Origin of the sequence: Mycobacterium appelbergii (assembly GCF_032883035.1) — a bacterium.
GTDB classification, from domain to species: domain Bacteria; phylum Actinomycetota; class Actinomycetes; order Mycobacteriales; family Mycobacteriaceae; genus Mycobacterium; species Mycobacterium appelbergii.
Genome location: NZ_JAMQTH010000001.1, coordinates 503940 through 529339, shown reverse-complemented (window position 1 = coordinate 529339; position 25400 = coordinate 503940). Strand labels below are relative to the sequence as shown.

Genomic DNA, 25400 nt, shown 5'->3' with positions numbered 1-25400 from the left:
GAAGTAGCTCGTCGGTGGTGACCAGCCGCTCGTTCTTGGCCGGGAATTCCCGGCTCTTCATGGGATGGCGTAACAAGGACCAGGCAATTCGGCTCATCCGTGACCGACTCAGCGGTTTGATGTACACGGTGATCACTCCTGCGACTCGCTGATTGCTGTACTTGAGGCCCCACGTTACCGCAGCGCTCTCACCAAGTCATTAGATACCGGACAGTCGGCAAACAGTGTGAGCCACGCCGCACAAAGATCTGATGTTTTTGGTGAGGCTGGTGTGACTAGTGGGGCAGCACCTCGAGGCGTTTTCCACCCTTTGTCATGCCAGAGTGGCGCTCACTGGTCGGGAGCCACTCTGGCATGACAAAGCTGTGGCAAAGATCTAGCGGTGGCAAAGACCCTATCGCTGCGGGGCGGCGGTGGGCTTGATGGGCGCAGGCAACGCCGTGCGGCCCATCAGGTAGCGGTCCGCACCGGCGGCCGCAGCACGGCCCTCGGCGATGGCCCAGACGATCAACGACTGACCGCGACCCATATCGCCCGCCACGAACACCCCGGGCACCGAGCTCTGGAAATTGTCGTCACGGGCGACGTTGCCACGGTCGGTCAGCTCGACACCCAGATCAGTCAGCAGGCCGGGCTTCTCGGGACCCACGAAGCCCATGGCCAGCAGCACCAGATCGGCCTTGAGCTCGAAGTCGCTGCCCTCGACCTTCTCGAACTTGCCCGCGTTCATCTTGACCTCGTGCGCCCGCAGGGCGGTGACGTGGCCGTCGGCCCCGGTGAATTCCTCGGTGTTGACCGAGAACACGCGTTCGCCACCTTCTTCGTGTGCGGAGGACACCCGGAACATCAGCGGGTACGTCGGCCACGGCGTCGAATCAGCACGCTCCTCCGGAGGCCGCGGCATGATCTCGAACTGGTGCACGCTGGCCGCGCCCTGGCGGTGTGAGGTGCCCAGGCAGTCCGCGCCGGTGTCGCCGCCGCCGATGATGATGACGTGCTTGTCCTTGGCGGTGATGGGCGGCTGGCCGTTCTCGTCGAGAACCGGATCGCCGTTCTGCACGCGGTTGGCCCACGGCAGGAATTCCATCGCCTGATGGATGCCGTCGAGTTCGCGGCCGGGGATCGGCAGATCGCGCCATGCGGTCGCGCCGCCGGCCAGGACGACGGCGTCGTAGTTCAGCCGCAGTTGCGCGACGGTGATGTCGACGCCGACGTTGACGCCGGGCCGGAACTGGGTGCCTTCGGCCGCCATCTGTTCCAGGCGCCGTTCGATGTGGCGCTTCTCCATCTTGAATTCCGGAATGCCGTAGCGCAGCAGCCCGCCGATGCGATCCGCGCGCTCGAACACCGTCACGGTGTGGCCTGCCCGGGTGAGCTGCTGGGCGGCGGCCAACCCGGCCGGGCCGGAGCCGACGACTGCGACCTTCTTGCCGGTCTGCACGTCGGGCAGCATGGGGACGACCCACCCTGAATCAAACGCGTTGTCGATGATCTCGACCTCGACCTGTTTGATGGTCACCGCGTCCTGGTTGATGCCTAGGACACAGGACGACTCACATGGCGCCGGGCACAGCCGCCCGGTGAACTCCGGGAAGTTGTTGGTGGCGTGCAGCCGCTCGATGGCTTCCCGCCACCGGTCCTTGTACACCAGGTCGTTCCACTCGGGGATCAGGTTCCCCAGTGGGCAACCGTTGTGGCAGAACGGGATACCGCAGTCCATGCACCGTGATGCCTGGCCCCGCAGGACGTCGTGGGAGAAGTCCTCATAGACCTCTTTCCAGTCCTTCAGGCGCAGCGGCACTGGCCGACGCTTGGGCAGCTCGCGAGAAGTGTTCTTGAGGAAACCGCGCGGATCAGCCACTGGCGGCCGCCATGATCGCCTCGTCGACATTCTTGCCTGCCCGCTTGGCCTCACCGATCGCGGTCAGCACCCGCCGGTAATCGCGTGGCATGACCTTCACGAAATGCTTCAACTCGTTGTCCCAATCAGACAGAATACGTTGTCCCACCGCTGAATCCGTGGCATCGACGTGGGATGCCAGGATCCCGCGCAACCACTCGGTGTCGTCGGCGTCGAGCGCTTCCAGCTCAACCATCTCGGTGTTCAGGTTCTCCGAGAGCCGGCCGTGCCGGTCGTACACGTAGGCCATGCCGCCCGACATGCCTGCCGCGAAGTTGCGGCCGGTGGGACCGAGGATCACCACCTTGCCGCCGGTCATGTATTCGCAGCCATGATCGCCGACACCCTCGACCACGGCGTGGGCGCCGGAGTTGCGGACCGCGAATCGCTCGCCCACCTGGCCGCGCAGGAAGGCCTCGCCGCTGGTGGCACCGAACAGGATCACGTTGCCTGCGATGATGTTGTCCTCGGCGGCAAAGCCGGCCGGTGCCTCGTCGGCCGGGCGCACCACGATCCGTCCACCCGAGAGCCCCTTGCCCACATAGTCGTTGGCGTCGCCGTACACCCGCAGCGTGATGCCCTTGGGCACGAACGCGCCGAAGCTGTTGCCTGCCGACCCGTCGAAGGTGATGTCGATGGTGCCGTCGGCGAGCCCCTGGCCGCCGTAGACCTTGGTGACCTCATGGCCGAGCATGGTGCCCACCGTGCGGTTGACATTGGTGATTTTTGTCGCAAAACGGACGGGTGAAGCGGCATCTAATGCCTCGCGGCTCTGCACGATCAGGTGCTGATCCAGCGCCTTGTCGAGGCCGTGGTCCTGGCGCGAGCTGCAGTACAGGTCCTGGTTCATGAACGCCGATTCCGGCTCGTGCAACACCGGCGACAGGTCGAGCTTGTGGGCCTTCCAATGTTCGGCCGCCTGTGTGGTGTCCAGCATGCCGACCTGGCCGACCATCTCGTTGACGGTACGGAAGCCCAACTGCGCCATGTGCTCACGGACTTCTTCTGCGATGAACATGAAGAAGTTCTCGACGAACTCGGGCTTGCCGTTGAACCGCTCGCGCAGCAGCGGGTTCTGGGTGGCCACGCCTACCGGGCAGGTGTCGAGGTGGCAGACCCGCATCATGATGCAGCCCGACACCACCAGCGGCGCGGTGGCGAACCCGAACTCCTCGCCACCGAGCAGCGCGGCGACGACCACATCACGGCCGGTCTTGAGCTGACCGTCGACCTGGACCACGATGCGGTCACGCAAACCGTTGAGCAGCAACGTCTGCTGGGTCTCGGCCAGGCCGAGCTCCCACGGTGCACCCGCGTGCTTCATCGACGTCAGCGGGGTGGCGCCGGTGCCACCGTCATGCCCGGAGATGAGGACGACGTCGGCGTGGGCCTTGGAGACTCCCGCCGCGACGGTCCCGACGCCGTTCTCCGAAACGAGCTTGACGTGAACCCGCGCAGACGGATTGGCGTTCTTTAGGTCGTGGATGAGCTGCGCGAGATCCTCGATCGAGTAGATGTCGTGGTGCGGCGGCGGCGAGATCAGGCCGACACCCGGCGTCGAGTGCCGCACCTCGGCCACCCACGGGTACACCTTGTGCCCTGGAAGCTGACCGCCCTCACCGGGTTTCGCACCCTGGGCCATCTTGATCTGGATATCGGTGCAGTTCGTCAGGTAGTGCGACGTGACACCGAAGCGTCCCGAGGCCACCTGTTTGATCGCACTGCGGCGCCAGTCACCGTTCTCGTCGGGCTCGAAGCGGCTGACGCTCTCGCCGCCCTCACCCGAGTTCGACCGCCCGCCAAGGCGGTTCATGGCGATGGCCAGGGTCTCGTGAGCTTCTGCCGAGATCGAGCCGTAACTCATGGCACCGGTGGAGAACCGCTTGACGATCTCCGATGCCGGCTCGACCTCGTCGAGCGGAACCGGGGGACGCACACCGTCGCGGAACTTCAGCAGCCCGCGCAGCGAGGCCATCCGCTCACTCTGGTCGTCGACCAGCGCGGTGTACTCCTTGAAGATCGAGTACTGGCCGGTGCGCGTGGAGTGTTGCAGCTTGAACACCGTGTCCGGATTGAACAGGTGGTATTCGCCCTCACGGCGCCACTGATATTCACCGCCCACTTCGAGTTCGCGGTGGGCCCGCTCGTCGGGCCGGTCCAGGAACGCCAGCGCGTGACGGGCGGCGACATCGGCGGCGATGTCGTCGAGATCGATCCCGCCGACGGGGCAGTGCAGTCCGGTGAAGTATTCGTCGAGCACCTGCTGGGAGATGCCGATCGCCTGGAACAACTGCGCGCCGGTGTAGGAGGCCAGGGTGGAGATGCCCATCTTGGACATCACCTTCAGCACGCCTTTGCCCGCGGCCTTCACGTAGTTGGCCTTGGCGGCATCACTGGTCATCCCGGTGATCGCACCGCGGTCGACCATGTCTTCGATGGACTCGAACGCCATGTACGGATTGATGGCGGCACAGCCGAATCCGACCAGCATGGCCATGTGGTGCACCTCGCGGGCGTCACCGGCCTCGACCACCAGGCCGACCTTGGTGCGGGTGCGTTCCCGGACCAGGTGGTGGTGCACTGCCGAGACACTCAGCAGCGACGGGATGGGCGCCATCGTCTCGTTGGATTCCCGGTCGGACAGCACGATGATGCGTGCGCCTTCCCGGATCGCCTCGGACACCTTGGCCCGCACGGTGTCGAGCGCCTCCCGCAGGCCCTGGCCGCCCCGGTTGACCGGGTACAGGCAGCGGATCACCGCGGCACGCATGCCGTGCTTGTGTCCGCGGACCTCGTGGTCGGGGTCGACGCAGATGAGCTTGGACAGTTCGGCATTACGCAGGATCGGCTGTGACAGCACGATCTGACGGCACGAATCGGGTCCCGGATTGAGCAGATCCCCTTCGGGGCCGATCACGCCCTGCAGGCTGGTCACCACCTCTTCGCGGATCGCGTCCAGCGGGGGGTTGGTGACCTGGGCGAACAGCTGCTGGAAGTAGTCGAACAGCATCCGCGGGCGCTGCGAGAGCACGGCGACCGGCGTATCAGTGCCCATCGACCCGAGTGCCTCGGCCCCGCTGCGCGCCATCGGCGCCACGAGCAGGTTCAGTTCCTCGTAGGTATAGCCGAAGATCTGCTGACGCAGCACCACCCGGTGGTGCGGCATCCGGACGTAATCGCCCGGCGGCAGTTCGTCGAGGGGGAACAGGCCGGCGTCGAGCCACTCCTGGTACGGGTATTCGGCGGCGAGTTCGGCCTTGATCTCCTCGTCGGAGACGATGCGGCCCTGGGCGGTGTCGACCAGGAACATGCGGCCGGGACGCAGCCGCATCTTCTGCACGACGGTGGCCGGGTCCAGGTTGAGCACCCCGGCCTCCGACGCCATCACGACGAGGCCGTCATCGGTCACCCAGATCCGCGACGGGCGCAGGCCGTTGCGGTCGAGCACGGCGCCGATCACGGTGCCGTCGGTGAAGCACACCGAGGCCGGACCGTCCCAGGGCTCCATCAGCGAGTCGTGGAACTCGTAGAACGCCCTGCGACGCGGATCCATCTGTTCGTGGCGTTCCCACGCCTCGGGGATCATCATCAGCACCGCGTGGGGCAGGCTGCGGCCGCCGAGGTGCAGCAGCTCGAGTACCTCGTCGAAGCGTGCGGTGTCCGATGCGCCGGGGGTACAGACCGGAACGATCTTGTCGAGGCCCTGGGCCCCGAACACGTCGGTGCGGATCAGTGCCTCGCGTGCCCGCATCCAGTTCTCATTGCCGGTGACCGTGTTGATCTCACCGTTGTGGGCGATGCGGCGGAACGGATGCGCCAGCGGCCATGACGGGAAGGTGTTGGTGGAGAACCGTGAGTGCACGATCCCCAGGGCACTGGTCAGCCGGTCGTCCTGCAGGTCCAGGTAGAAGGCCTTGAGCTGCGGCGTGGTCAGCATGCCCTTGTAGACGAAGGTCTGCCCGGAAAGGCTTGGAAAGTAGACCGTTTCACGCCCGGGGCCGTCCTGCCCGGGGCCCTTGGTGCCGAGTTCGTGTTCGGCGCGCTTGCGCAGGACGAAGGCGCGGCGCTCCAGGTCCATGCCGCGGACGCGAGGAGCATCAGGGCCTTCGGAGGCGCCGGCGATGAACAGCTGACGGAACGTCGGCATGGCATCGCGGGCCAGCGCGCCCAGCGAGGAATCGTCGGTGGGCACCTCGCGCCAGCCGAGGACCTCAAGTCCCTCGGCTTCGGCGATCTTCTCGACCGATTCGCAGGCCGCCGCGGCATCGCGGGACGACTGCGGCAGGAATGCGATTCCCGTGGCGTAGCTGCCCGGTTCCGGCAGCTCGAACTCCACCACCTCACGCAGGAACGCGTCGGGCACCTGCAGCAGGATGCCCGCACCGTCCCCGGTGTTCGGCTCGGCGCCCTGGGCACCGCGATGCTCCAGGTTGACCAGTGCCGTGATGGCCTTGTCGACGATGTCCCGGCTACGACGACCGTGGATATCGGCGACCATTGCGACGCCACACGCATCGTGTTCGTACGCGGGGTTGTAGAGCCCGACCTTGCTGGGCGTCATTCGCACCTAGCCCTTCGCGCGATATGCAGCTTCGCCGTCAGGGGCCACACCGTTGACAGCCCCCGACTGGCGTTAGCCAGTTCGGCGAGGGAATGCATTCGTGCAGCATTGAACGACAGCTACATCCCACTCGCCATACAAGTGTGGAAAACGATAAGGCAAAAACCCTGCAACATGCCAACTTAGCCAAGCCTAACCAGGTGGGCGACGTGACTGCCGCCTCACACCGGGCTCCCGCGGCGGTCCGCCGATTACGTTGCGTCCCTTATATTTTCAAATGCGCCCGATTCCCACTCCACCGTGGCCCATGCGCGCTGACGCCCCCGTAATCACACATGCGGTTTGCTAGCAGGGCCGACATCCTCCCGTTATCGAGCCGTTATAGGAACATTCTGTGTTTGCGAGAAACGTTAGCCAGATTCTTAGAGTTAGCCAGGATCACCCTCTGGCGTCCTGTAGGTCACTCTTGAGGCCGGCCCGCGGCCGTAGATCGAGCCGTCGCAGCAACTGCGCGTTGAGCGCCACCACCACCGTGGAGGCCGACATCAGCAGGGCACCCACCGACATCGGCATCACAAAGCCCACCGGCGCCAGCACGCCGGCGGCCAGCGGCACCGAGATCAGGTTGTAACCCGCTGCCCACCAAAGGTTTTGCTTCATCTTGCGATAGGACTGCCGGGACAGCTCGATCACGGACAGCACCGAACGCGGGTCGGAACTCGCGAGGATGACACCGGCCGACGCGATGGCGACGTCGGTGCCTGCACCGATCGCGATCCCGATGTCGGCCTTGGCCAGCGCCGGCGCGTCGTTCACGCCGTCACCGACCATTGCCACCGACAGGCCCTCACGCTGGAGTTCGGCCACCTTGGCCGCCTTGTCCTCGGGACGCACCCCCGCATACACCCGGTCGATGTCGAGCTCAGCGGCGACCGCGGCGGCGACCGGTTCGGCGTCCCCGGTGATCATCACCACTTTCACCCCGAGGTCGTGCAATGCGTCGACAGCCTGCCTGGACTCGGGTCGCACCTCGTCCGCCAGGGCCAGCGCACCGGCGATCGTCCCGTCGACCAGGACATGCAGCACGGTGGCTCCGTGCCAGTGTGCTGTCTGTGGAAGGTCGGCCACACCGCTGCGCTCCAACAGCCCTGGACCGCCGACCTGAACCCGGTGGCCCTCGATGAGGGCACTGACACCGACCGCCGGTGAAGAACTGAAATCGGAGGCGGCAGGCAGCGACAGATCGCGGCTCTGCGCGGCCGCCACGATGGCCCTGGCCAGGGGGTGCTCGGATGCGGCTTCAGCGGCAGCGGCGATCCTCAGCATCTCGTCGTCAGTCCGCCCGGTGGCATACACGGCGGTCACCGCGGGCTCCCCCTTGGTCAGCGTGCCGGTCTTGTCGAACAACACCGCCCCGACCGTGCGCATGGTCTCCAGCGCCAGCCGGTCCTTGATCAGCACGCCGCCGCGGGCCGCACGCTCGGTGGCGATCGAGACCACCAACGGAATGGCCAGTCCCAGTGCATGCGGGCAGGCGATGACCAGCACCGTGATGGTCCGGACCACAGCCTGGTCCGGCTCACCCAGGTACGTCCACACCAGCGCCGTCACGATCGCCGCCCCGAGGGCGAACCAGAACAGCCAGCCCGCCGCCCGGTCGGCGAGGCGCTGCGCGCGCGACGAGGAATTCATGGCATCGCTGACCAACCGCTGGATGCCGGCCAGGGCGGTGTCGTCGCCGACCGCGGTGACGGTGAGCCGCAGCCCTGAATCGGTGGCCACGGTGCCCGCGATGACGTCGTCGCCCACGCCGCGGCGCACCGGACGCGACTCACCGGTGACCATCGACTCGTCGATGTCTGCCGACCCGTCGACAATCCGGCCGTCGACGGGGATGCCTGCACCGGGCCGGACCACAACCACATCTCCGACTTGCAGCTGCGACGGCGCCACCGTCACGATCCGCTCGGTTCCGCCGTCGTCGTCGACGCGTTCGGCCTCATCGGGCAGCAGCGCGGCCAGCGAGTCCAGCGCCGAGGTCGTCTGCGCCAGCGACCGCATCTCTATCCAGTGCCCCAGCAGCATGATCACGACGAGCAGGGCCAGCTCCCACCAGAAGTCCAGCTGATGGTGCAACAGACCGAGGCTGGCCCCCAGGGACGAGATGAACGCAACGGTGATGGCCAGGCCGATCAGCAACATCATCCCCGGTGCCCGCGAGCGTATTTCGCCGACGGCGCCGGACAGGAAGGGCCGTCCACCCCATGCGTACATCACGGTTCCCAGCACCGGCGACACCCAGCGCGCGCCGGCGAACTCCGGAATCGAGTAGCCCAGCAGCGTCGCGAACATCGGCGAGAAGGCGACCGTCGGGACTGCCAGCACCACCATGACGAGGAAGAGCCTGCGGAACTGGGCGGCGTGATCCCCGTGATGCGCGGAGTGGCCGGTGTGCTCGTGCTGTGCGTGTTCAGTCATGGCCATGCGCTCATCATATACCCCTAGGGGGTATACAACCACCGCGTCGGCCTCACTGTTGACAGTGATGCGATACCCGTTGAACACTCCGTTGGGCCGCCTCGGCGTGGAAACCCTGGAAGGGGGTCCCGCCTATCGCTGAACCCGCGACCGCGCATCGCGCGCGTTGCGATCAGCAAACAATTTGGCAACAACGACCTTGCCATCCAGCTATGGCGTGCAGGCTACCGAACACACCACTTCCACGACGGAGGAGTTCGGATGAATGCACCAACGATGACGCATCGACTGGCTGCCGAGTTCATCGGCACGTTCTGGCTGGTGCTCGGCGGCTGCGGTAGCGCAGTGTTCGCCGCCAAATTCCTGGCCGATGACGGACTTTCGCTCGGGATCGGGTTCCTCGGCGTTGCGCTGGCCTTCGGGTTGACGGTCCTGACCGGGGTCTACGCCTTCGGCACCATCTCCGGGGGCCACTTCAATCCCGCTGTCACCCTGGGCGCCGCCCTGGCAAAACGCGTGGAATGGGCTGCGCTGGTGCCCTATTGGATCGCCCAGCTCGTCGGCGGGCTGGTGGCCGGCGTGGTGATCTACGTGGTGGCCAAGGGCAAAGAGAGCTGGACGGCAACCGGCAACATGGCCGCCAACGGCTTCGGGGACCACTCCCCCGGCGGCTATTCGCTGGTGGCGGTGTTGATCGCCGAGGTCGTGCTGACCTTCATCTTTCTGCTCGTAATCCTCGGCTCGACGGACGATCGGGCCCGGAAGGGATTCGCGGGGCTGTCGATCGGCCTGACGCTGACGCTGATCCACCTGATCTCGATCCCGATATCCAACACCTCGGTCAACCCGGCCAGGTCCACCGCGGTGGCGTTCTTCAACGGCGATGGCGCTCCGGCACAGCTGTGGGCGTTCTGGGTGGCGCCGCTGATCGGCGCCGCGATCGCCGGTGTCGCGTATCCGTTCCTGTTCGGTGTGCATGAGGAACTCGCCGAGCGGCCGATGCGCGACGACGCCCTGGAGAACCGCGACTAGGTGAGGTGGTCGAATTCACCGCTGACCCAACGGATATGGCTCTCCGCTGACCGGTGCACCACACCCTTGGCGTCGCGATCGATCTCGTCGCCGCCAAGGGTGTAGAGCCGGTCGTAGTCGTACGCGTCGAGCCGGTCCACGATGCGCCGCACCACCGCCGCGGACAGCGGCACATGCCTGGGATAGTTGCGCTGGAACGACACCCAGTTCCTGGCCAGTCCACCGGTGATGGTGTCGCCGACCAGCAGAGTGCCGTCAGCGGTCAAGGCGACCGAACTGCCCCGCATGTGCCCGCCGACGTGAAGCAACCGCACGCCGCGCACCGGCTCGATCTCGCCGGCCCAGAGCTCGATCAACGGATCGCGGTGCGGGATCCATTCCTGATCAAGGGCATTGACGTAGACCGGCACCCCGCCGAACTCTCTGCTCCAGCTCAGCTGCGCACCGAACATGTGTGGGTGGCTGGCAGCCACCGCCGCCACCCCGCCCAGATTGCGGACCAGATCGAGGATCTCGTCGTCGAGGTAGCTCGGCGAATCCCACAGGAGGTTCCCCCGTGCGGTCTGCACCAGAAATGACCGGTGCCCGATCGCAAAGCGCGGCGCCCGCCGCAGACCGTGAACACCGCGGCCGTGATCGGTGTGTTCCGTGTGGTGCTGTTGGGCGGCAAGCTCATCCAGCGTGGTCCAGGTGCCGTGCGGGGGCAGATCACCACGCTCCTCGATGGCAACCTCCTCCGACGTCAGCACGCAGCTGTCCTCCGGTGGTCTGCTGTCGGATTCCGCGTGCTCAATCCCGCATCCGGTGCAAATCCAGGTAGGCATACGCCCAGGCTGACACCTCAATCGAGGTTGAGGTCAAGCCTCAGGCGGATTTGCGGCGCGCCTTGCCTGCGGCGCCCCGTTCTGTCGGCGCACCCTCATGCGCCAACTGGCCGCCCGCGCTCTCCAGGTGGGCCCGCACGAACCACTGGAACTTCTCCAGCTCGGCGGCATGGTCGATCAGGACATCCTGAGATACCAGATCGAGCTTCTCAAGCCGGTCGATGGCCTTACGGGTGTCTTCGATGACGCCGTTGTACACGAGATCCAGTGCGGCCAGATGCGCCTGCACGTTGTCCCGGCCGACGGAATAGTCGTCCCAGGCGCGATCCGCGACGATCGCGCCCGGCGTGCCTTTGGGTGACTTGCCCAGTGCCGCAATGCGCTCGGCGACCTCATCCGCATAGCCGCGCACCAGCGCGACCTGTGGGTCGATCATCTCGTGAACGCCGATGAAGTTCGGTCCGACGACGTTCCAGTGGATGTGCTTGAGCGTCAGGTGCAGGTCGTTGTAGGTGCTGAGCTGCTTCTGCAGCAAACCGGCCACCTCGGCGCCTTGCTTGTCAGAAAGGCCCGGAATGGTGAATGTGGTCATGGTTACTCCTTTCGCACGACCGAGGGTCTCGTGCCGCGCGCCTCGGGTACCCCGGTATCGCCGTCGGTAATCACCGGCGCGCCTACAGGGCGCGCAGATTGGGAATCGCCTGGCGCGCACTGCGACGCGGAACGGCCGCCAGCCCACTGGCTTCCAACAACCGCACCGCACGGTGCCGGTGCGGGCGCAGGGGCTCGAGCAGTTCGACCATCGCGGTGTCATCGATCGGCCTGCCGAGCAGACTCAGACCTACCACCTTGGCCAGGTGGTAATCGCCGACCGACAGTGCATCGGCATCGCCGAATGCACGTTGCACGGTCTCGGCCGCGGTCCATATCCCGACCCCCGGCAGTGATTGCAGGCCCGTGACGGCGCGCTCGGCGGTGAGCCGCTCCAACGCGTCGGCCCGCTGCGCACACCCGACGATGGTGCGCGCCCGGCCCGGATCCACATTCGCGCGGTGAAACTCCCAGGACGGTATGCGCCGCCAGACCTCGGCCGTCGGTGGCACCCGCATCCCCCCAGGCGCGGGCCCGGGCGCAGGCGCGCCGAACCTGTTGACCAGTGCACGCCACGCCCGCCATGCGTCCATGCCGTACACCCGCTGCTCGATGACCGCCGGGATCAACGCTTCGAGCACCCGGCCGGTGCGTCCCAGCCGCAGATGGGGAACCCGTCGGTGCGCTTCGGCGATGGTCGGCTCGACCGGATCGAATCCGGTCGCGTCGTCGGCGGCGCCGAGGAACCCGGGTAGGCCGTCCAGGAATTCGGCGGCACCGTCACCCCACGCCTCGCAGTCGACGGTGTCCGGCGCCGATTTGGCGATACAGGCGGTCACCGGGCCGCTGCGCAACAGGCTGGTCCGCCAGATCGTGCCGTCGGCGGTCACTCGCGTACAGGGATCACCGGCGCTGCGACGTAACGGAGCCAGCGTCAGGCCGGGGCTGGCCGGTCCGCTGAACACCACACTGGCGGTGGACACCGCACCAGGTTATGCCAGCACGACCTCGGCCTTGTCGGCGTAGAAGGCCACCCGGCCCGCGATGTCAGCCACGGCGGGGTACGGCTGCTCGTAGGTCCAGATCGCATCCTCGACGGCGCCGACGTTGTAGTAGTTGGCCTCGCCCTTGTACGGGCAGTACGTGGTGGTGTCGCTGCGCGTGAGCACGGCGGGCACCACGTCGGCGAGCGGGATGTACTGCACCGCGGGATACGTCGACTCCTGCAGAGTGAGGGCATCGTCGGTCTCGGCGACCACCTCGCCGTTCACGGTGACGGTGACGTGCCTACCGGTGGGTGTGACAGTGATGGGATGTTGGGCAGTGGGCTCCAGAACGGGACGCTCGGTCATGACAGTCACAACGTGACCGGGCACACCATTCTTCCGGCCGGGACCATACGATCTCTGCCATGACCGCTCCCGCCAAGCCCGCTCCCGTCAAAGACTCCGTCTTCATCGCCGCCGACCCCGCCACGGTGTACGCCCTCATCACCGATCTGCCCACGCTGGCGACGCTGGCCGAGGAAGCCCAGGCGATGCAGTGGCAGAAGGGCAACGCGGCCGCTGCGGGCGCGGTGTTCAAGGGGCACAACCGCAGCGGCTCAAAGAGTTGGACCACCACCTGCACGGTGACCGACGCCGAGCCGGGCCGGGCATTTGCGTTCGACGTCAAGTCGCTGGTGTTCCCGGTGGCGCATTGGCGCTACGACATCGCCGAGACCGACGGCGGCTGCACCGTGACCGAGTCGACCTGGGACCGCCGCGCCGGTTGGTTCAAGGCGATCGCGGGCCGGGCCACCGGGGTGTGCGACCGCGACGGCGCCAATGCCGAGCACATCAAGCTCACGCTGCAGCGGCTGAAGGAGCGCGCCGAGCGTTAGTGGGAGATTGCCCAGCACTCGCTGGGACGCCCGTCACATAGTGTTTTCTGCCATCCGTCGATCAATTTCTGCCACCGGAATTAACCCTCTGACCAGTCTGTTTAGACAGACATAGCGCCACAAAGCGAGAGTCAGAGGAGAGAGAAATGAAGAAGTTCGGAATTGCTGCAATAGCCGCCAGCGGACTGAGCGCCGCGATCCTGGGACTGGCCGGATCGGCTCAGGCCGCCACCCCCGTCCAGGCTGCGGTTCCCAGCGCCACCACCATCACCGCCGGTGTCGACCACCTGGGCTGGTTGGATCAGATCCAGCCGAAGGCCAACGCCCCCAAGGTGGACAACACGGTGCGGCACAGTGGCCGGTGAGGCCGGCTGCCGAGGGCAGCGGAGCAGAGAAGGGCACCTGGAGCAGGTGCCCTTCTTCTTTGCGTTCAGAACGCGTAACGGTGGTACTGCGCCATGTAGCGCAGCGCCGGTACGGTGCCCATGACGTATGTCATGAGGCGGTAGTACCACGCCAATGTGTTGAACGAACCGTTGTCGAACGGCGAGGCCCAGGCCAGCAGCCGGGTGCCGGGCACCGCATCGAGGATGTCCTCGGGTTTGTTGATCGCCCAGTACAACGTCGATCCGGACCGTCGCACCACCGCGTTCATCCATTGCGACCGGATGCCCAGCTTGTTGAACGCGTCGAATTGCAGTTCGCCGGATGTGAACCGGTCGACTATCCGGCGCAGCAGCGCGACCCCGTCTTGCTCGGTGAGGTACATGGTGAGACCTTCGCCGATCATCAGCGTCGGGCGGTCGGTGGGAATGTCGGGCAGCCACCCGGGGTCGGTCACCGACGCTGCCAGCACGTGATAGTGCTCGGCGCCGGGATAAAGCTGCTCGCGCAGATGGGCCACGTCGGGATAGTCGATGTCGTACCACTCGACTCCGGGTCCGGGTGCGAGCCGATAGAACCGGCTGTCCAGCCCGCACCCGAGGTGCAGCACGACCGCGTTCGGATGGACGGCCAGGAACTGACGCGCCCAGTTGTCGAAGTGCGCGCTGCGGGTGGTCACCGACGGTGAGTTCGCCGCCGTGATGCTGGTCCTGCTCCAGTCGTAGTCGATGCGCTCGACGATCTCCTTGGCATAGGAGTCATGCAGAATGGAGTTCGGCAGGTCGGCGTCGAGCGCCTTCGCGTAAAACGTCGCCAGCATGGTCTGCGGCGCCCCACTGAGGTCGACCTTGAGTTTGTCGGTCATCATCCGAGGCTATCCCCGAATCGCTTTGCGCGACAGAGCCTTAACACTTACCGGCGTGGTGTTCAGCCGGCCTTTTTCGAGCGTCTCGCCGCACGCAGCCCGACCCAGAACTTCGCCGCCTCGGCGATGGACTCCTCCACCGGCCTTGGCTGCCAACCAAGTTCACGCACGGCCTTGCTGTGATCGACCTCGGCTTCGGCCCGCATCAACCGCAGGGATTCCAGCGACATCCGCTCATCGGTGCCGCGCAGCTTGCCCTTGACGCTGCCGACCGCGGCCATCAGATACGACACCGGCAGCGGTATCGAGCGGGCCGGCGCAGGCACTCCGGCGGCCTCGGCGGCGAGCCTCGCCACCGTCGCATTGCTGATCATCTTCTCCGAGATCAGGTAGCGCTCGGCGGCGCGGCCCCGTTCGGCCGCAAGGATCAGCGCCGCGGCGGCATCGTCGACACCGACGGCTTCCAGGTCGATGCCACTCATCACGAACGGCAGTTTGCCGAATGCGGCGCCTGCGATGATCGCGCCGTGCGGGGTCCGGCCCCAGTCGCCGCTGCCGTAGGTCGTCGACACGCACATCGCGACGGCGGGCAGGCCGCGCTCCTGCGCGTACCGCAGCACGAGTTCCTCGGCCTCGACCCGGGAGCGCACGTACGGGGTGACGCCCCGCAGGTCGATCACATCCTCCTCGGTGGCGCGGTGACCGCGTCTGCGCCCGACGGTGACATAGCTGCTGGTGTAGACGAATCTGCCCAAGGTGGCGGCGATCTCGGGCTCGACGGCCACGTCGAGCACACTGCGGGTGCCCTCGACGTTGGTCCGGAACAGCGGGGCCGGGTCACGCAGCCAGCCCCTGGCGTCGACGACGCAGTAGTAGACGACGTCGCAGCCGGTCATCGCCTCCCGTAACACCTCGGCGTCGAAGATGTCGCCGACGAATCGCTTGACGGGCAGATCGTCGATGCCCACCGTCGCGGCGTTCGGCCGCACCATGGCTCGGATTTCGCGCCCCTCCCCGGCCTCGACCAACTGGCGCATGACGTGCGAACCGAGGAATCCGTTGGCCCCGATGACCAGCTGGGTGCTCATCTGGCACCGCCGAACTGCTTCATCCAGGCGGCGGCCTCGTCCGGTAGCGTGCCGAGCTCGCCGGCTTTGCGGCACCACTTCATCCCCGCGGCGACGAATCGCAACGGGTTGTAGACGTCCTCCTGTCGCGACCACAGCCCGTCACCGGCGTAGGTGATGATCGAGATGTTGGTGGCGCTGATGATCGTGCCGTCACCCGGATCGACCATCGGATTGTCCAGTTCGCAGATGATGCGTCCGGTGGGTTCGTCGATCACCGTCCACAGCGACGGGAACGCGGTCATGTAGCTGCCGGGGAAGTTCGTCATCGTCTTCCAGATCCAGCTGCGTACCTCTTCGCGGCCCTTCATGGTGCCCGCGGCGTGCTCGACATAGTCGACGTCGGGCGTGTAGTGCTCCACCCAGACGTCCCAGTCCTTGGTGCGGGCAGCCCGGTCCACGGTCTCTTCGAACGTCTCGAATGCGGCAGCCAGTTCCTTGCGGCTGAACGTGCTCATCCCAGAACTAGAACACGTTCTAGCGGCCTTGTCGAGGGCCGTCACGCCTGGACGAGAACGGTCCGGTCCCCCGGCGGCGCCTGCAACGGCACGTCGACCGTCCCGGCCACCGCCAGCGCGATGCACATCCGCCCGACCGCCTCCGGCGGCGTCCCGCCACGCAGTTCCACCGTGACGGACTGCGGGGTCTCGGTCGCGGTGACGTGCACGCCGAAGCAGTCCGGGGTGCCTGCGGTGAAGTTCACCCACAATTTGTCCGGGCCCCGGACGACGGATTCGATCCGCGTCGCGTGCGGATCGACGATCGCCGGGTTGTCGATGAATACCGTTCGCGCCGGGTCCCAGGCCACCTCCGGCGGCTCGACCGGGTCAGCCGAGGCGATCGGCGCGCTCGCCAGGAGTAAACCTGCAAGTGCCATGGTTACAGCTACACGCATGCACTCCACGCTAGCGCCGCGCACAATGGGTGATGACGGAAGGAAATACAGCGCTATGAGCACGTACTCCACGGCCATCCTCGCGGGCGGCTGCTTCTGGGGAATGCAGGATCTGGTGCGTAAGCAGCCCGGCGTGGTGTCCACCCGGGTGGGCTACACCGGTGGCCGCAACGATCACCCCACCTACCGCAACCATCCCGGGCATGCCGAGGCACTCGAGATCACCTATGACCCGGCCCGGACCGACTACCGCGCACTGCTGGAGTTCTTCTTCCAGATCCACGATCCCACCACCAAAGACCGGCAGGGCAACGATGTCGGCACCAGCTACCGCTCGGCGATCTTCTACCTCGACGACGACCAGAAGCGCGTGGCACTGGACACCATTGCCGACGTCGACGCCTCAGGGCTGTGGCCGGGCAAGGTGGTCACCGAGGTGACGCCCGCGGCCGACTTCTGGGAGGCCGAGCCCGAACATCAGGATTACCTGCAGCACTACCCGAACGGCTACACCTGCCACTTCCCGCGGCCGGGCTGGAAACTTCCCAAGCGCCAGACAGCGAACCAGTAGGCGCTAGCCGCCCAAAGGAGTCGCGCGGCGGTGCACCACGATGCGCCCGCCCGCCTTCGGGGTGTAGGCCACCCCGCGCGAATGCACCTTTTCGCCGGGGGCGGTGGTGGTGTCGATGGTGAAGTGCCGCAACACCGTTCGCAGCACCACATCCATTTCGACGTTGGCGAAGGCGGCGCCCACGCAGCGCCGGGTGCCGCCGCCGAAGGGGATCCAGCCGAGGCCGGGCCTGCTGCCCATGAAGCGGTGCGGGTCGAAGCGTCCGGGTTCGGGAAAATCCTCGGCCCGTTCCTGGATGTGCGCGATGGCGACGATGACCGAATACCCCTGCGGTATCACCCAGTCGCCGAGTTGGAAGGTGGGTGCATAGACGTGGCGGCCGGCGAAGTCGATCACGGTGCGGGCGCGCTGCACCTCCAGGATGGTCGCCTGCCGATACTCGTTGCCGTCGGTATCGGCTTCGGTGACCAGTTCGGCCAGGACCGCCGGATGCCTGCTGATCCGTTCGAAGGCCCAGCCGAGCGTCGAGGCCGTCGTCTCGTGCCCGGCCGCCAGCAGGGTGAGCAGTTCGTCGCCGATATCCTTGCGCGACATGCTCGTACCGTCCTCGTAGGTACTGCGCAGCAGTAGCGCCAGGACGTCGTCCCGGCCGTCGAGGTCGGGGTCGGCCTGGATCTGGTCGATCAGCCGGTCGATGACGGCGTCGTACTGCCTACGGTATTCGGCCAGTCGACCCCACGGGCTGAACCGTCCGTAGCTCCGCGTCGGGGTGGGCAGCACGGCCAGGCGCGACCCCAGTGTCACCCACGGTGGGATGATGCGCCGGAGCTCGTCGAGTTGGGCACCGTCGGCGCCGAAGACCGCACGCAAGATCGCGTTGAGCGTGATCCGCATCATCGGTTCGAGCGTCTCGAACGGTTGCCCTTCGGGCCAGCCGGCCGATTCCCGCAGGGTTTCCTCCTCGAAGATCCTCTCGTAGTTCTTGATGCTCTTGCCGTGGAACGGCGGGGTGAGCAGCTTGCGGCGGCGCCGGTGCTCGGTGCCGTCGAGGGCGAACACCGATCCGGAGCCGAGGATGCGGCTCAGGTTGGGCTGGATGTTGCCGACGTCGTCGGTGTTGGCCAGGAACAGCTGCTTGGCCAGCTGCGGGTCCGCGACGATCACGGCACGTCCGAAGAGCGGGATGTTGAGCGAGAAGACTTCTCCGTAACGACGCGCGGCCTGCTCGACCACCCAGCGCCTCGCGGTCGCGTATCCGATGCCTTGGAGCAGCCTGGGAAGTCGCGATCCCGGCGGAATCCGCACAGTGTCAGGTTGTACGGCGGTCACTGTTTCAGTCATGCCATCTCCAGACGATGCCTTGGTACTCCGATGTACCACGCGCGATGTGTTGTACGGTACTCGCAAGTACCAAACGACGCAAGGGGGTTGCATGCAGGCGGTATCCCCCGGTGCGCAGCCCGTCGTCGACGGCTTCCGGCCCCGTCTGCTCGACGGCCTGGCCGCCGCGATCGAGGCCAAGGGGTACCGGGACACCACCGTCGCCGACATCGTGCGGTACGCCCGGACGTCCAAGCGCACGTTCTACGATCAGTTCGGCAGCAAAGAGGACTGTTTCATCGAACTGCTGCGGGCCAACAACGCCGCGTTGGTCACCCGGATCCGCGACGCCGTCGACCCCGAGGCGTCCTGGCGGGACCAGATCGACCATGCCGTCGGCGCCTACGTCGATCACATCCGGGCCGCGCCGGCAATCACGCTGAGTTGGATCCGCGAACTGCCCGCACTGGGCAGCGCCGCACGGCCCCTTCAACGGGCAGCGCTGCGTGAACTCACCGATCTGCTCATCGATCTCAGCGACAGCGCGGGTTTCCACCGGGCCGGCCTACCGCAGCTCACCCGGCCGATGGCCATCATCCTGCTTGGCGGTTTACGGGAACTGACGGCGCTCATCGTCGAGGACGGCCGCGATATCCGGGAGATCTACGAACCCGCACTGGCCGCGTCCGAGGCGATCCTCGGCGGCGGATTCAGCTGAGAACCAGCCGCGCCGATTTCTCCAGTCGACGCGCGATATCGGGATAGGTCTCGTACCCCATTCCTGCCCATACGAGGGTGCCTGCATAGAGCAGCTCGAGGGCCTCGATCACGTCGGGATCGACGTCCGGTCCGAGTGCGGCCACGAGTCGTAGCCGGATGTCGGCGCCGATGCGCTGACGCAACGCGTCTACATCGGGATCCTTGCCCAGTAGCGCATTGGTCACCGCGCCTGCGAATGCCGGCTCGTCGGCCACCAGCGACGTGATGTGCTGGAGTACCTCGACCACCCGCGTCGCGGGGTCGGCGGATTCGTGCACTGCAGGCGGTGAGGCGGAAAGCCGACGCCAGAAGACCTCTGCCACAAGGTGTTCCTTGGACGAGAAATAGGTATAGGCGGTGGCTGATCCCACCCCGGCCTCGGTAGCCACCCGTCGCACGGTCAGCCCCGCGAACCCCTCGCGGCTGATCAGCGCCACCGCCGCCCGACCGAGCCGCTCGACCGTATCGGCCTGTTTCGCGGTCAGCCGCCGGCGAGTCGACTCCAACGCCGGATCGGACACGTGTCCGGACGCTACTACAACAACGCATCACCAGCAACGGTAGGTTGAGGAATATGAGCCCTGCCGACGCCGGACTGTCGCACCGCGACGAGACCGCCCTGCCGCCCCGCGCCGAAAGTCTGTTCGCTCTCGCCGAGCGGATCACCGGCTTCATGCCTGCCGATGAGGGCCGCGCGCTGTACGACACCGCCGTGGCCTACCTGTCCGGCGGCGTGGGCGTCGAGATCGGTACGTACTGCGGCAAATCCACGGTGCTGCTTGGCGCCGCGGCGCAGGAGGCCGACGCGGTGGTGTACACGGTCGATCACCACCACGGCTCCGAGGAACATCAGGTCGGCTGGGAGTACCACGACAGCACCATGGTCGATCCGGTGACCGGACTGTTCGACACCCTGCCCACCATGCGTCACACCCTGGACGCGGCGGGGCTGGATGACCATGTGGTCGCCGTCGTCGGCAGGTCGCCCGTGGTGGCCCGGGGCTGGCGAACACCATTGCGGCTGTTGTTCATCGACGGTGGGCACACCGAGGAGGCCGCCCAGCGCGATTTCGACGGCTGGGCCCGGTGGGTCGAGGTCGGCGGCGCACTGGTCATCCACGATGTGTTCCCGAATCCCGACGACGGCGGCCAGGCACCGTTCCACATCTATCAGCGGGCGTTGAAGACAGGCGCGTTCCGAGAGGTTCGCGCGTTGGGTTCGATGCGGGTGCTGGAGCGGATCAGCGGTCAGTGACGACGCACTCGCAGTCGAACTCGCCTTCCAGGCCGCGCGGGAGACCGACGCCGCGGAAGATGCCGCTGGCCGGGGTGGACGAGGACAGCGCGTCGGCCGCCAGGATCATCGCTGCGCCGGTCCAGGTGGTGCGCTCCTCCGGCCAGCGCTTGCCGTCGGCGAAAACCAGCCCGGTCCAATAGGATCCGTCGGTTTCCCGCAGATGGTGCATGGCCGCGAACTGCTCATGTGCCCGGCGGGTATCGCCGATCGCGTCCAGGGCCATCACCAGTTCGCAGGTCTCGGCGCCGGTCACCCACGGCCGGTGGTCGACGCACCGGATACCCAGGCCTGGCACCACGAAGTCGTGCCACCGGTCCTCGATCCGCGCCACGGCAGCATCCCCACGCAATGCCCCGCCCAGCACCGGGTAGTACCACTCCATCGCGTGAGTGTCCTTGGCCGAGAACGCCTCCGGGTGGGCGGCGATGACGTGGCCGAGACGCCCGACCGCCACTTCCCACTCGGGTTGCGCATCGTCGAGGTAATCGGCCAGGGCCAGCCCGCACCGGATACTGTGGTAGACGCTGGCGCAGCCGGTCAGCAACGCCTCGGCAACAGGTCCGGAGTCGGTACGGGCCCAGTAGATTTCGCCACGAGTTGCCTGTAGCCCCAGCACGAAGTCGATCGCCCGGGCCACCACGGGCCACATTGTCTCGGCGAACCGCCGGTCGCCCGTGATCAGTACGTGATGCCACACCCCGGTGGCCACATACGCGCAGAAGTTACTGTCGCTGTTGGCGTCTTCGACCACGCCGTTGCGCAACTGGATCGGCCAGGAACCGTCGGGGCGTTGCATCGTGCGGCACCAGTCATAGCCCGCCCGGGCCGGCTCGAGCAGCCCGGCGACGGTCAGCGCCATGGCGTTCTCGACGTGATCCCACGGGTCGGTGTGGCCGCCCTCGAACCACGGTAGGGCGCCTGATGATTCCTGGGTCGCCGCGATCGACCGGGCGGTCTGGCGGCATTGGCCCGGGCTCAGCACCCCCGGCACCCCGGGAACATCAGGAAGTCGCAACGCTCACCGCCCGCTCGGGGAGAGTGGCTTGTGAAAGTAGAGCGCCACACTCTTGCCGATCACCGGATTGAGCAGTGATTCGGCGGTGCGGGTGAGCCAGGGCCGGCCCATCATGTCCCACACCAACAGCTGGTGGTAGGCCTTGACCGCGGGATGGTTCGTCTTTTCCGTACCTACCAGGCATTTCAGCCACCAGTACGGCGCATGCAGTGCGTGCTCATGATGGGTGTGGGTCAGCTGCAGACCGTGCGCCAGAACCTTGTCGCGCAACTCGTCGGCCTTGTAAATCCTGATGTGGCCGCCCTCGTTGGCGTGATATTCGTCGGACAGCAGCCAGCAGACCTTCTCCGGCAACCAGCGCGGAACCGTGATCGCCAGGGAGCCACCGGGTTTGAGCACCCGCACCAGCTCTGCGATGGCGCGTTCATCCTCCGGCACGTGCTCGAGGATCTCCGAGGCGACGACACAGTCGAAGCTGTTGTCCCCGTACGGCAGTGCCAGCGCATCACCCTTGACGGCTTCGGCTTTGGCCGACAGCGGCACTTCACCCTGCTCACGCATGGCCTGCAGGATCGCGTCGACGTCGTTGAGATCCGAGACACTCTGGTCGAAACCGACGACCTCGGCACCACGACGGTAGGCCTCGAAGGTATGCCGGCCCGCGCCGCAGCCGACATCGATCACCGAGGTGCCCGGCCCCACACCGAGCCGGTCGAAGTCGACGGTCAGCATGCCTTCACCACCCGATTCTGCGCCATCTCGTATACCGATACCGTCTGCGCGGCAACTGATTCCCAGCTGAACACGTCGAGCGCCCGCTGACGGCCCGCGGTTCCGAGCCTGCGGCGCTCCAACGGCGAATCGAGCAGTTCACCGAGTACCGAGGTGAGCTCGTCGACATCGGCAGGCCGGACCAGCCGTGCGCAGTGTCCGTCGTTGCCGACCACCTCGGGCAACGCCCCGGCGCGGCTGGCCACAATCGGGGTACCGCTGGCCATCGCCTCGACCGCGGGCAGCGAAAAGCCTTCGTACAGCGACGGAATGCAGGCGACCTCGGCCGAGGCCAACAGCGCCGCGAGATCCTCATCAGTAAGGCCACTGGAGCTGTGCACGATATCGGAGATGCCCAGTTCCGCGATCAGCTTCTCGGTGGGCCCGTTGGGTTCGAGCTTGGATACCAACTGCACGTCCAGGTTGCGTTCCACCCGCAGCCTGGCGACCGCGTGCAGCAGATGACTGACACCCTTGAGCGGCACGTCGGCGCTGGCGATCGCGATGATCCGTCCGCTCACCCGGTGTTCGGCGGGCTTGAACAGCTCGGTGTTCACCCCGAGCGGCACGATGTGCAGCTGGCTCGGGGAAACCCCGAAGTCCTCTGCGATGTCGGCCGCCGAGGAGGACGATACGGTCAGCAGCTCAGGGATCTGCCTGGCCACCTTCTTCTGCATTTCGGCGAAGCCATACCACCTGCGCACCAACGGTTTACGCCACCATTTCGCGGCCGCGACGTCGACCACGCGGTCGCGGGTGATCGGATGGTGCACCGTGGCCACCACGGGCAGGCCCAGGTCCGCGACCTTCAGCAGCGCCGCGCCCAGGCTCTGGTTGTCGTGGACGACGTCGAAGTCGTCCCGGCGTTGGGCCAGCAGTCGCGCCACCCGCATGGTGAATGTGCGCGGCTCCGGGAAGCCGGCCGTCCACATCGTCGCCAGTTCCAGGGCGTCGATTCGGTCCCTGATCTCGCTGGGCCGCGGAACCCGGAACGGGTCCGGCTCGCGGTAGAGGTCGAGGCTGGGCACCTTGGTGAGCCGGACGCGCGGGTCCAGACCTTCCGGGTACGGCTGGCCGGAGAACACTTCGACGTCATGCCCGAGTTCAGCCAGTCCGCGGCTCAGGTGGCGCACGTAGACACCCTGGCCGCCGCAATGGGTCTTACTCCGATAGGACAGCAGCGCGATACGCATCGGCGAACTCACTCGACGGTCGGAATCACGCTGAAATGGGAAAACACACTCACGCGTAGACTCCGAACCCTCTGGACATGTGTCCAGACTATAGTTTGACGTACTAGCGGACGCAACGCGTCCCCACCGTGGCCCCCGTTGGTGGGGCAGCTACGCAGGCGGGAAGCCGCCGGTGGCGATCGGCCCCCAGCGCCGCGGGGTGACCCGAATGAGGCACTTGCCCTGCGCCACCATCGCCTGCCGATACTCGGCCCAATCCGAATGCTCGCCTGCGACCGCGCGGAAATAGTCGACGAGTGGCTCCACCGCGTCCGGCAACTCGATCACCTCGCCGTCCCCGTCGACCTGGACGTAGGGTCCGTTGAACTCGTCGGAGAGCACCACGACGCTTGCCCTGGGCGTCCGCCGAACGTTCACCGACTTGGCCCGCTGCGGATAACTTGCGATGACGATGCCGCCCTGCTCATCCACCCCACCCGTCACCGGTGAACTCTGCAGCGACCCGTCGGAACGGAACGTGGTGAGCACCATTCGATGCCGCGGACGAATGAATTCGATGAGCTCGTCACTACCGACGACGTCTGCGGTTGCATACTTTCCGGCCATGCCATTCTCCTTGCCGAGCTTGGGGACAGTTCAGGTTTCGCGTGTTTGATTCGTGACAATCACCGGCGTCACCGCACCCCGGATGATCCGCAGGTCGTTCGTCGCGATTGAGAAACCCCGACGGGCAGCCTGCGCAACGATCATTCGATCGAAGGGATCCTTGTGCTCCCAATTGAGCTGACCCGCCATCGCCGCGTCAGCCGAGTCGACCACCAGATCAACGGCATCCATGCCCGCCAAGACTTCGCTCCAGGCCGATAGGAGCGGCGCACCATCCAATCGACCAATCCGTGTTTTGACGGCCACCTCCCACGCTGATGCAGCGGACACAAACAGCTCATTAGCCTGGTCTTCGAGCACTTCACGGGCAGACTCAGCGATCCGACCTGGCTCCGAGGTCAGCCAAAGAAGCGCGTTGGTGTCCAGCAGGATCGACGTCACAACGCAGACTCCCAGGCGGCGAGTTCGTCGACGGGAAGCGGTTCGTCGAAGTTTTCCGGCACAACGAGGTTGGGGAGTTGACCGAACGTGCGCGGTCGCGCGACCGCCGGCGACAACACGGCGACGGGGCGACCGTGATTGGTGATCGTGACAGACACTCCGGTCTGCTCCACCTCGGCCAAGATGGCATTCAACCGCGTCTTGGCCTCGGTGCTCGTGATCGTCTTTCCCATTCAGCCAAAATACACCATTTAGACTAGTCGCACTAGTCCGAATGGTTGGTAATGACTCTGTTGGCCGAAACTGCCTGTCTCTCAGGCAATTAGTCGGCTGGCAGGACGAACGCGAATGGGCGGGGAAACCCGAGGCCCGCGAGGCGGGCGTTGCGCAGTGCGGTGACGCCGACGGGAATGACCCGTCCGGAAGACGGCTCGTAGCACTGCAGTACGTCGTCAACCGCATCGACGACCAACACCCAGTGCCGCGGCAGGCCCCGGCCGCCGATCAGCATCGCGACCGGCCACCCCGCGGTCACCGCGCGCAGCACATCGGTCATCGCATCGCGCCGTCCCCGGAAAATCCGCCAGCGGTAGGAAACGCCACGGTTTGCGCTGTGGCCGCTCAGTGCCCGGGCCAGGCCCGCCGGGGTGGTGCCAAGGCGCCGCGGCCAGATCCTGTTGACATCGGCGTGAATCCGGCCCTGCTCGCAGGCGAACCACGCTTCACCACCTGGGCCGAGCAATCGGGCCCGGTACGCCGGATCCATCAGGATGCCCGCGACCACGACGACGGTCGGGCCACACGTGACACCGTCGCGTTGCCGCAGTCCCAACGCCGCCAGCTTCACTGCCCGATTTCTGCCACTGGTCAACAAATTTCTGCCATCGG

The 25400-nt window shown here is 66.3% G+C and carries 26 protein-coding genes; 6 read left to right on the top strand and 20 right to left on the bottom strand.

Annotation, left to right across the window (positions count from 1 at the left end; translation table 11 throughout):
- Positions 1–394 precede the first annotated feature (394 nt).
- The 3 genes from M1247_RS02490 to M1247_RS02480 all read right to left on the bottom strand — a co-directional run bounded on the left by M1247_RS02490 (position 395) and on the right by M1247_RS02480 (position 8945).
- Complete coding sequence (locus tag M1247_RS02490; protein WP_317154668.1) at positions 395–1861, bottom strand: glutamate synthase subunit beta; 1467 nt, start codon at positions 1859–1861, stop codon at positions 395–397.
- Entirely contained in the window at positions 1854–6461 is a 4608-nt protein-coding gene (gene gltB, locus M1247_RS02485; protein WP_317154667.1) for a glutamate synthase large subunit, read from the bottom strand. The genes M1247_RS02490 and gltB overlap by 8 nt, the downstream gene beginning before the upstream one ends.
- Before the next feature lie 438 nt (positions 6462–6899).
- Complete coding sequence (locus M1247_RS02480; protein WP_317154666.1) at positions 6900–8945, bottom strand: heavy metal translocating P-type ATPase; 2046 nt, start codon at positions 8943–8945, stop codon at positions 6900–6902.
- A gap of 255 nt (positions 8946–9200) precedes the next feature.
- Between M1247_RS02480 and aqpZ the strand changes: the two genes are divergently transcribed.
- On the top strand, positions 9201–9971 hold the full coding sequence (gene aqpZ / locus M1247_RS02475; RefSeq protein WP_317154665.1) for an aquaporin Z: 771 nt from the start codon (positions 9201–9203) through the stop codon (positions 9969–9971).
- Here aqpZ and M1247_RS02470 read toward each other — a convergent pair.
- The 4 genes from M1247_RS02470 to M1247_RS02455 form a co-directional block, all read right to left on the bottom strand.
- On the bottom strand, positions 9968–10795 hold the full coding sequence (locus M1247_RS02470; protein ID WP_317154664.1) for an MBL fold metallo-hydrolase: 828 nt from the start codon (positions 10793–10795) through the stop codon (positions 9968–9970). The genes aqpZ and M1247_RS02470 overlap by 4 nt on opposite strands.
- 40 nt (positions 10796–10835) lie before the next feature.
- A complete protein-coding gene (locus tag M1247_RS02465) occupies positions 10836–11387 on the bottom strand; it encodes a Dps family protein (protein WP_317154663.1) in 552 nt (183 codons plus the stop codon).
- 82 nt (positions 11388–11469) lie between these two features.
- Positions 11470–12369 (bottom strand): DNA-3-methyladenine glycosylase family protein, encoded by a 900-nt coding sequence (locus tag M1247_RS02460; protein ID WP_317154662.1) that lies wholly within the window; start codon positions 12367–12369, stop codon positions 11470–11472.
- Positions 12370–12378: 9 nt separating this feature from the next.
- Positions 12379–12738 carry a DUF427 domain-containing protein gene (locus tag M1247_RS02455; RefSeq protein ID WP_317154661.1) on the bottom strand — a complete coding sequence of 120 codons (360 nt, stop codon included), beginning with the start codon at positions 12736–12738 and terminating at the stop codon, positions 12379–12381.
- 59 nt (positions 12739–12797) lie between these two features.
- Between M1247_RS02455 and M1247_RS02450 the strand changes: the two genes are divergently transcribed.
- A complete protein-coding gene (locus M1247_RS02450) occupies positions 12798–13268 on the top strand; it encodes an SRPBCC family protein (RefSeq protein WP_317154660.1) in 471 nt (156 codons plus the stop codon).
- A gap of 146 nt (positions 13269–13414) precedes the next feature.
- On the top strand, positions 13415–13633 hold the full coding sequence (locus M1247_RS02445) for a hypothetical protein (protein ID WP_317154659.1): 219 nt from the start codon (positions 13415–13417) through the stop codon (positions 13631–13633).
- A gap of 65 nt (positions 13634–13698) precedes the next feature.
- Here the strand turns inward: M1247_RS02445 and M1247_RS02440 are convergent, their stop codons facing one another.
- The 4 genes from M1247_RS02440 to M1247_RS02425 form a co-directional block, all read right to left on the bottom strand.
- Entirely contained in the window at positions 13699–14517 is an 819-nt protein-coding gene (locus tag M1247_RS02440; protein WP_317154658.1) for a class I SAM-dependent methyltransferase, read from the bottom strand.
- A gap of 62 nt (positions 14518–14579) precedes the next feature.
- Positions 14580–15605: an NAD-dependent epimerase/dehydratase family protein gene (locus M1247_RS02435; RefSeq protein ID WP_317154657.1), complete on the bottom strand. Its 1026-nt coding sequence runs from the start codon at positions 15603–15605 to the stop codon at positions 14580–14582.
- Entirely contained in the window at positions 15602–16102 is a 501-nt protein-coding gene (locus M1247_RS02430) for a nuclear transport factor 2 family protein (RefSeq protein WP_317154656.1), read from the bottom strand. Before M1247_RS02430 ends, M1247_RS02435 begins: the two co-directional genes overlap by 4 nt.
- A 41-nt stretch (positions 16103–16143) precedes the next feature.
- Positions 16144–16539 carry a hypothetical protein gene (locus M1247_RS02425; RefSeq protein WP_317154655.1) on the bottom strand — a complete coding sequence of 132 codons (396 nt, stop codon included), beginning with the start codon at positions 16537–16539 and terminating at the stop codon, positions 16144–16146.
- Positions 16540–16594: 55 nt separating this feature from the next.
- Here M1247_RS02425 and msrA point away from each other — a divergent pair, with 55 nt between their 5' ends.
- Positions 16595–17110 (top strand): peptide-methionine (S)-S-oxide reductase MsrA, encoded by a 516-nt coding sequence (gene msrA / locus M1247_RS02420; protein WP_317154654.1) that lies wholly within the window; start codon positions 16595–16597, stop codon positions 17108–17110.
- Between the two features lie 3 nt (positions 17111–17113).
- Here the strand turns inward: msrA and M1247_RS02415 are convergent, their stop codons facing one another.
- Entirely contained in the window at positions 17114–18451 is a 1338-nt protein-coding gene (locus tag M1247_RS02415) for a cytochrome P450 (protein ID WP_317154653.1), read from the bottom strand.
- Between the two features lie 91 nt (positions 18452–18542).
- On the opposite strand from M1247_RS02415, the gene M1247_RS02410 reads away from it, so the two are divergent.
- Entirely contained in the window at positions 18543–19148 is a 606-nt protein-coding gene (locus M1247_RS02410) for a TetR/AcrR family transcriptional regulator (RefSeq protein WP_317154652.1), read from the top strand.
- Here the strand turns inward: M1247_RS02410 and M1247_RS02405 are convergent.
- Positions 19141–19710: a TetR/AcrR family transcriptional regulator gene (locus M1247_RS02405; protein WP_317154651.1), complete on the bottom strand. Its 570-nt coding sequence runs from the start codon at positions 19708–19710 to the stop codon at positions 19141–19143. The genes M1247_RS02410 and M1247_RS02405 overlap by 8 nt on opposite strands.
- Positions 19711–19763: 53 nt before the next feature.
- Here M1247_RS02405 and M1247_RS02400 point away from each other — a divergent pair, with 53 nt between their 5' ends.
- Positions 19764–20444, top strand: coding sequence for a class I SAM-dependent methyltransferase (locus M1247_RS02400; RefSeq protein ID WP_317154650.1), 681 nt, complete (start codon positions 19764–19766; stop codon positions 20442–20444).
- Here M1247_RS02400 and M1247_RS02395 read toward each other — a convergent pair.
- From M1247_RS02395 to M1247_RS02365, 7 genes are all read right to left on the bottom strand, one after another.
- Complete coding sequence (locus M1247_RS02395) at positions 20431–21501, bottom strand: MMP endo-(1,4)-3-O-methyl-alpha-D-mannosidase (protein ID WP_317154649.1); 1071 nt, start codon at positions 21499–21501, stop codon at positions 20431–20433. The two genes, M1247_RS02400 and M1247_RS02395, sit on opposite strands and share 14 nt — an antisense overlap.
- 3 nt (positions 21502–21504) lie before the next feature.
- A complete protein-coding gene (locus M1247_RS02390; protein WP_317154648.1) occupies positions 21505–22233 on the bottom strand; it encodes a class I SAM-dependent methyltransferase in 729 nt (242 codons plus the stop codon).
- A complete protein-coding gene (locus tag M1247_RS02385; RefSeq protein WP_317154647.1) occupies positions 22227–23465 on the bottom strand; it encodes an MMP alpha-(1->4)-mannosyltransferase in 1239 nt (412 codons plus the stop codon). The genes M1247_RS02390 and M1247_RS02385 overlap by 7 nt, the downstream gene beginning before the upstream one ends.
- A gap of 150 nt (positions 23466–23615) precedes the next feature.
- Positions 23616–24071, bottom strand: coding sequence for a PPOX class F420-dependent oxidoreductase (locus tag M1247_RS02380; RefSeq protein ID WP_317154646.1), 456 nt, complete (start codon positions 24069–24071; stop codon positions 23616–23618).
- Positions 24072–24101: 30 nt separating this feature from the next.
- Complete coding sequence (locus M1247_RS02375) at positions 24102–24512, bottom strand: type II toxin-antitoxin system VapC family toxin (protein WP_317154645.1); 411 nt, start codon at positions 24510–24512, stop codon at positions 24102–24104.
- On the bottom strand, positions 24509–24745 hold the full coding sequence (locus tag M1247_RS02370; protein WP_317154644.1) for a type II toxin-antitoxin system Phd/YefM family antitoxin: 237 nt from the start codon (positions 24743–24745) through the stop codon (positions 24509–24511). The genes M1247_RS02375 and M1247_RS02370 overlap by 4 nt, the downstream gene beginning before the upstream one ends.
- Positions 24746–24834: 89 nt before the next feature.
- A complete protein-coding gene (locus M1247_RS02365; RefSeq protein ID WP_317154643.1) occupies positions 24835–25359 on the bottom strand; it encodes a hypothetical protein in 525 nt (174 codons plus the stop codon).
- Positions 25360–25400 lie beyond the last annotated feature (41 nt).